The organism is Cupriavidus sp. WS, from assembly GCF_000395345.1.
Lineage (GTDB): Bacteria > Pseudomonadota > Gammaproteobacteria > Burkholderiales > Burkholderiaceae > Cupriavidus > Cupriavidus basilensis_B.
Genome location: NZ_AQPL01000580.1, coordinates 1 through 7,387, shown reverse-complemented (window position 1 = coordinate 7,387; position 7,387 = coordinate 1). Strand labels below are relative to the sequence as shown.

The 7,387-nt window shown below is 56.1% G+C and carries 7 protein-coding genes; all 7 read left to right on the top strand.

What is annotated here, in order from left to right; translation table 11 throughout:
* A partial coding sequence (locus K206_RS41060) for a DUF2345 domain-containing protein (protein WP_020206912.1) occupies positions 1–1,130 on the top strand: 1,130 nt, incomplete at its 5' end.
* Positions 1,131–1,133: 3 nt separating this feature from the next.
* On the top strand, positions 1,134–3,641 hold the full coding sequence (locus tag K206_RS42260; RefSeq protein ID WP_155888408.1) for a phospholipase D-like domain-containing protein: 2,508 nt from the start codon (positions 1,134–1,136) through the stop codon (positions 3,639–3,641).
* The gene (locus K206_RS43425; protein WP_155888407.1) at positions 3,638–4,735 is read left to right on the top strand and encodes a hypothetical protein; all 1,098 of its coding nucleotides are present in this window, start codon (positions 3,638–3,640) and stop codon (positions 4,733–4,735) included. The genes K206_RS42260 and K206_RS43425 overlap by 4 nt, the downstream gene beginning before the upstream one ends.
* Before the next feature lie 53 nt (positions 4,736–4,788).
* Positions 4,789–5,325 carry a hypothetical protein gene (locus K206_RS0134940; RefSeq protein ID WP_155888406.1) on the top strand — a complete coding sequence of 179 codons (537 nt, stop codon included), beginning with the start codon at positions 4,789–4,791 and terminating at the stop codon, positions 5,323–5,325.
* A 90-nt stretch (positions 5,326–5,415) separates the two neighbouring features.
* Positions 5,416–5,673, top strand: a complete 258-nt coding sequence (locus K206_RS42255; RefSeq protein ID WP_081651619.1) for a PAAR domain-containing protein — start codon at positions 5,416–5,418, stop codon at positions 5,671–5,673.
* Complete coding sequence (locus K206_RS43420; protein ID WP_155888405.1) at positions 5,673–6,893, top strand: hypothetical protein; 1,221 nt, start codon at positions 5,673–5,675, stop codon at positions 6,891–6,893. Before K206_RS42255 ends, K206_RS43420 begins: the two co-directional genes overlap by 1 nt.
* A 170-nt stretch (positions 6,894–7,063) precedes the next feature.
* The coding region (locus K206_RS40255; protein WP_155888404.1) for a hypothetical protein at positions 7,064–7,387 on the top strand (324 nt) is incomplete at its 3' end.

Below are 7,387 nucleotides of genomic sequence, written 5' to 3'. Positions count from 1 at the left end.
CGATCCGGGGCGGCAAGGGATTGTTCCTTTCCGCGGACGACCAGCCGGGAGCGAATGGGCAGCAGTTGGACATGCAAGGCGCACAGAAGCAGTTGAACCTTGCGCTTGAGCAGATGCAGGCAATGGCGAAGGCCGCGCAGGCGGCTCAGGCGCACGCCGCCGAGTTCGAGAAGCAAAAGCAGTTGTTTGAGCAGACCCTGAATGAACTCAAGGGGGCAGGTTTGCTTGCCACTGCTCCGGCAGGCGTGGCGTTGACGAGCGGTTCGCATCTTCAGGTGTCGGCCACTGGGAACCTGTTTGCTACCGCCGGCGGCAATGCTGATATCGGCGTCATCAGGAAGTTCACGGTTGCCGCAGGCGAGGCGGTTTCGCTGTTTGCGCAGAAACTGGGCATGAAGCTGTTTGCCGCCAAGGGCAAGGTCGAAATACAGGCGCAGGACGACGAACTGTCCATGACTGGCCGCAAGGATGTCACAGTGGCCAGCGCCACTGGCAAGGTGTTGGCAGTTGGCGAGAAGTCGGTTGTTCTCGCCAGTGGCGGCGCTTACATCAAGCTGGAGAACGGCAATATCGAGATCGCTTGCCCGGGGGACCTGAAATTCAAGTGCGCGACCTTTCAGAAGGTGGGGCCAGCGAGCTTGAACATGAAAATGCCAGTACTGCCACGCACTGCGTTGCCCGAGACGCCTTCCACGTTCAATTTAATGATGCCGGACATCCCTGGTGAGCACGGAGGCCACCTCGTGCATACCCCATGGACCATCGTCCAGGCCGAGAGTCCAGAAGAGGCCCTGCTGGACTTTGAACCTTTGCTGAAAGGACGGGTAGACGCTGCTGGAAAACTGCCACTGACATCCGCGGAAATGGAAAGGCTCAAGGCTGCCTATGACGAGACGCCGAATCAGATGTGGGTCGTTGCGAACGGCCGGGCCCATGAATTGGTACTGGACCAGGAGTTGGCGAGCTGGAGCAGCCGTCAAGCCTATCAGAGTGCCATCAATGCAATGGGCTATACCGATGCAATGGGTAGCATCAACGGCACGGATGTCGATGGCTCGGCTGGTGCTCACATCGCCGATGTACTAAAGGTCGGTGGCAAGGCCGCGCTGAATAAGATAAAGGGGGTCTGAGTCGTGCCGGATAACACCGACAAGAGGCGTCAAGTTCATCAGATCGTTGGCACGGATGGCAGCCCATATAAAGCCGCGGTGACCAGCTCCCTCCACGTTGTGGATGGATTTTCCGTGCCGCTCGAAGGGAACCAGGTCAAGCCATATATTTGTGGGAAGGACTATTTTTCCGACCTGATCAAAGATATTGCTGGTGCCACGGAGAGCATCTATATCGCAGGATGGCAAGTCAATTGGGATGCTCAGCTCGCGCCTGGCAAACGCTTGTACGATGTTCTGCTTAGCGCGGCCAAGGCAAAGCCACGCCTCAAGATCTATGTCATGCCGTGGGATGACTCTCCACCGGTGCAGACCTACGACGATCAGACCAAGAGCGCGCTGGAAAGCATCAATGACACGTTGCGGCGCGGAGTCGAGGGCAAGCAAGTCTACGTTCAGTTGTCGGCTTCGGTGTCACCCCGAAATCGGGATTTCTACAGTCATCATCAGAAGCAGGTCGTGATTGACCGGAAGATCGGTTACGTCGGTGGCATCGATCTCGCCTATGGTCGATATGACGATGCGCAGTTCACCCTGCGTGCGGATGCGGATGGTCGAAAGGGGTTGAATCGCTACAACGCCTGCGTGGCTCCGGTGGGCAAAGTCACCGATGGTGAAGTGGAGGTCGTCGATCCAGATCTCATGAGTGGCCCATGGGACACCGCTGCAGGGGTGCCGTATCTCGTTAAGACGAACAAGAAAATCGCACGCGAGGCTATTGAACGAGGCGCTTATCAGAAGCCATACAGCGGCAATATAGCGAAGGACAAGCCCGGTGTGCCACTGTCTACAACGCTCGACGGACTGGATGTGGCCATCCAGCCCCGCCAGCCTTGGAATGATGTCGAGGTGCGCATTGAGGGACCGGCTGTCGCGGAGCTCACGCGGAATTTCGTGAGCCGCTGGAACCACGGTGCAAAGAAGGACTTCCCCAAGCTGACAAACGCGGAAAAACCGGTCCAAGGCAAAGGTGGCTGCGTGGTTCAGGTGCTGCGTAGCGCTCCGCCGGCGATGTGCGATAGCGGCAAGACCCAAAGTGATCATCTGCAGGCGATGCGGTTGCTGATCGACCATAGCACGCACTTCATCTACATCGAGAATCAATTTTTCGTCTCGAACTTCAGCAGTGCTCAGGTGAAATCGGGTTCGGCGCGGACGATTGACGGCGCCCAATCGGACTGGAACCCGAGCCCGTCGCCGGGCCCCGGCTATGTAGGGCCAGGCGCGGAGGTGTACAGCATGGTCTCGGCGAAGGCTACCCGCTGGGGCTACGACGGCGATGACGAAGGAATCCAGAACGACATTTGCCAGTGCATTGGAGACCGGATAAGGCGGGCAATCTTTGACAACCCTGATGGGGAGCCATTTCACGTCTATATCACGCTGCCTGTACATCCGGAAGGGAAGCTGAATGATGGGGCGGTGCTATGCCAGGTGCATTGGACGATGCAGACGCTGGTGTTCGGGCGGTTCAGTCTGTTGAACCGGATTCGCCGGCACTTGTGGGCGAAGCGGGAGTTCGATGCAAATAAAGGCACGTGCAAGACCGTCAAGGAATTGGCATCCCTCAAGGCGGCGGTTTGCAGGGAGAGCGAGACGACGAATGATTATAAGGATATTAAGATTTCTGAGTGCTTCAGGTACGTCACGCTATTGAATCTCCGTAACTGGACCAAGCTGGGCGAACGCTATGTGACAGAACAGGTCTACGTGCATTCGAAATTGATGATTGTGGATGATCGTTATGTGCTGCTAGGCAGTGCCAATATCAACGATCGGAGTTTGCTGGGGGATCGTGACTCAGAGCTTGGAGTGCTGATTCTGGACACTAAACAGGGCAGTAAGGATGTGCTTGATGACGGTCGACCCCGCCTGGTGCGGAACTTCGCGCACCATCTACGGGTAGCGGTGTGGGAGAAGATTTTCGGCCTCAACGTGGAAAACGGCAGCAGTAGTGTTCAGCAAGCAACAGAGTTGAAAAACGCCATCCAGCAGCCAGGGAAGCCGGGCAGCTGGAAGAACATTCAAAAAATTGCGGACGCCAACGCAAAGGCTTATGAAGCAGCGTTTCCCTTTATTCCACAAAATTTTGACCCTTCTGATCCACAAAAGAATACGGAGCGGAAAAGGGGGGCTTCGATCTGGCCCGTCTATCACAGAGGTGAGAAGAATGAGAGAAAGGGGGCAGATTTGACGCTTGCAAGGACAAGGATGCCATTTGACTCGGAATTCTGGAAGGCGCCACCACTCGATGAAAAGCAGGTGGCTGAATTGGGAAATATTAAGGGATTCGCGACGTTGTTTCCTTATGCATGGACCAAGGGTGAGAACAACGATGTGAAGCTAAATTATACTTTGGTTACAGAGGGAGATCCTTTGCCAACAAAGGAAGTTCCCGATGAGAAAAATGCTGCACCCCGGCCAGTTCTGGCCGCAGTCGGGCAGTTGCCTGACAACGGGAGCGCATCATGAGGAATCCCTTCAAGCTAATCAGGTTCCAGTTGGTCTGGATGCTCTTGTCTCTTTGCGCGGGAGTGTGTCAGGCGCAAGTATTTGGATTTAAAACAGACGGGGTGGCCTGGAAAAGTGAGTGTGTTGGGTTATATCAGGTGGACCTGCCAGCGGATTTCCAGCCCCTTGTGAGGACGGTTGGCAGCGTTGTTGGTGACTACGTTAGCGGAAGCGATCAGGTAGCTGAACTTCCGGTTGCATCGGGCAGTAACGTGACGATCAAAGAATTTTATACGGTGCAAAAAAAATTGCACGACGCATATATAAGTAATAAGAAAAATGCGCTTGATGAGGCAAAAAATGCACCGATGACGGATGCAGCGAAAGAGAGGCAGATCTACGGGGAAAGTATTTCCGCGTACCCAATCAGCGACATAAATGCTTTCGCATGGCGAGATGGCCCAGATAGTATTGACGGGTATTTCTACCGTGCTGGCAGGATTTATTCGATCTCAGGGCCTCCGAAAGGAAAAGCAAGCCCAGGCGAGCCGACCTTTGAAGAGAAGGTGAAGCTATTCCGGCCACGGGAATTGTTTGAGATTTCTAGTGGAGAGGGCTTGTGTTTGCCATTTTCTTTCATCGGCACGACGTTTCGTGGGCGATTTCTAAGGATCTATCAGAAGGGCGTGCTTGCGAAACACCCGGATATCATGATCTGGGTGGGTGATGGTGCCTGGTGGGATCGTAACGATGACGCGTCGGATTTCCGATTGTCATCAAGCGAAAACAAGAAAAAAAGCCGCGATAGCCTCAGGGTATTTTGGGAGCAACTTCCCCGAGAAAGGGAAATGCGAACTCTCGTTTGGCCATTTCCGTCAGTCAAGATGGCGGACTATGAGGGCTACAGCAGTTTCATCCAAATCACCCGTCAGAATGGGGACGTGGACTATGGATATCGTGCTGTCGCCAATCCGCAGGGTGGTTACTATGCCTTGGACATTCATTTGATTCAACGGTCGGAAGTGGCAAGGCAACGCAATCTTACGCCAATGTCGAAGGAGGAATTCAAGCGGCTAGCGGACGAGGTGGTGGCGTCACTGCGCAAGCGGGAGTGATCATGATGGATGCGGTCTAATTCCGGTAACAACGAGCGTCGGGGCTGCCAGCTATGTCTAATGCGGATTATGCGGGTTATATCAGCGGAATGTTGATCCTGATTGCAGGTGTGCTTGGCGTGACTGTCACGCTCTTGGGCGTGAGTTTAATTGCCCGACGAGGATCGCATCTGCAGCTCGTCATGGCCTGGGCACTCATTTTCTGGGTGCTTCCCATTTGGTTGCTGACGTTGATGACCGAGCGGGATATGTTCAGTTTGGTGTTGCTGTCGCGCACCATTCTCGCGTTGCCTGTCTTCGTTTCGTTGCTCTGGCTGAGGCGGTGCGTGCGTGTGTTCCGACAACGACGGAACGGACTCGCTCCCTATGCCGTATTTCCGTGGGTAGTTGCCGCCGCGGGAGCACTGTTGCTGATTTGCCTGGATGATCAACGGGGATTTCGAAACGCATTACCCATTAAGTTGGGCGGGACGATCGAAGCCTCCCTGATCTGGCTTGCAATGCTGCTGGTGGCGGTAGGCGTGACGTGGGGAGGGGCCACGGCCATATGCTGGTTGTGGACGGCCGGACCTGCCGAATTGCCGAAGTGAGCTCGGAGTGCGAGAAGTCATGGGCAGCGATTGCCATAGTCGGCGCCGCTAAGTAGGAAGCTTGATCTTATATTGTGATGAGATAAAGAAATGAGAGGAATTGTCAGGAAGGGCGACGGAAATTCACATGGCGGGGTAGTTCTCACGGGCTCGGTGACGATGTTGATCGACGGCAGCCCGGTGGCGCGCAAAGGTGATTGGGTGTCTTGCCCAATGCACGGAGAAAACGTGATCGTCGAGGGTGATCCATCGTTTACCGATGATGGCGTTCCGGTGGCCTTTCATGGCCACCGAACTGCCTGCGGGTGCTCGCTGATTTCGTCGGCACCCAATACCGGAATTGCCTGATGCCGATCGACCTCTCCGCATTGCCGGCAGAAGTTGCCTGTGGCGATGATGGGCCTTCGGCGGTGATTTGGCTTGTGTTGTTTATCGTGGTGATGGGTGCCGGTGCCGGTTTGACCTTGTGGTGCTGGCCTGCGGGCAAGTCGGTTCACGAAGGAGTCTTTTGGGCCTGGCTATTTGGTGTTCCGGGCCTTTGCTACGGAGTGATGTTTTCTCTGCGTTATGGGCTGTTCCAGTATGCCCAGATGAAAACGCACATTCGCAACGAAGTGCGAGGCGAGGGTTTGCGTGTTGCCATTAGACATGCCCAACAGCCATTGAGCTTACTGGAAATTGCCTATGTCACCGCTCTTGGGGGAGACCGTGTTGCCGAACGCATCGTCGATGGTGAAAGCGTGTTGGAATCGACCTATGTGGATGCCGTCAATGCTCACGTCCGGCACTCGATTCTTACTGAGAGCGAGGACGAGGCTGGCCATGTCGCAAGTGAATTCGCCAGGAAGCCAGCGGCGATCCGGTCAGAATCGTTGTATCAGATGTTGCTCGAACGCATGACGGATGCGCTGCGAGACTTGCCGGCCCGGCTGCATCTGGATGTCTATCTGGTTGCTGACGGGCGGTCAATTGACCCCGCTGAGGCGTTGGTCGGCTGGAAACGCATCTGGGTGGAGATGGGCCTGCGCGGGGAAAATGTCGAGCACACAACGGCAGATTATGGCGTTATGGAAGTGGATAGGTGGCTTGACAATGGTGGAAAGACGGCCCGCGCGATCCTGGTCGTCGCCGCACAACTGTATGACGTGCCGCCATCTGATAGTACCGAGGCTGGCGTGGCTTTGCTATTTGTGACGCAATGCGCTGGACGGCGAGCAGGGTGGGTGGGGAATACTGCGCTGCATCGTCCCGTTGAAGGCACTCTTTCCGATATGGGCGGGGTCCTAGCATCCGCCATGCAATGGGGGCGGGGTTCTGCTGACGAAGCCGGTAGTTTGTGGCAATCCGGCGTGGATAGCGCAACTGGGGCAGCCATCCTGGCTGCCTGGACGAACGCCGGCCGGAACGCGGGTGAAATCCAAGAGGTCGATGCCAGTCTTGGCCATGCGGGCATCGCAGCCGATTGGCTTGGCATTGCACTCGCGAGCGAGCATGCACATCAAACAGGGCGTCCGCAAATGGTTGCGAGCCAGCAACGTGACCTGGTCCGCATGACCATGATCAAATGAAAATCTAACAGCGCATGAAGGTGTCTGACGTTCCCTCTCCCGCTTCAAAGGTCCGCCTGCCCTCTGGGCTACTCTGGGCCTTGGTCTTCGCATGCGCCTTGGCGTGTGTCCTGATTTATCTGCTCGGCGCGACGATTGGCCTGACTACGCCGGAGAGCCGAGGCCGTGCGATGGCATGGGTATTGGGCTGTGGAGCAATCCTGCTGGTTGTGATCCCGCTGTTTTCCTTGGTGGAGTTTCGCAAGGCGGGGCGCGTGGTAGACCAGGCATTGCTTGCCCAGGGGGTCGTGCCGGTCGATTCTGTGGCCGGGTCGGAAGTGCCCGATTCGCTAGCGTGGGCGCCCTTGAGGGAATCGCTGGCAACACGCCTTCGAGCTATCCACGGTTGGCGCTGGCGCCATCGCCAGCCTTGGCTACTGCTCACCGGCGACGATGACGTTATTGAGCACCTGCTGCCCGGCCTTGCCGAAACGGGTTGGCTGACCACTACCGAT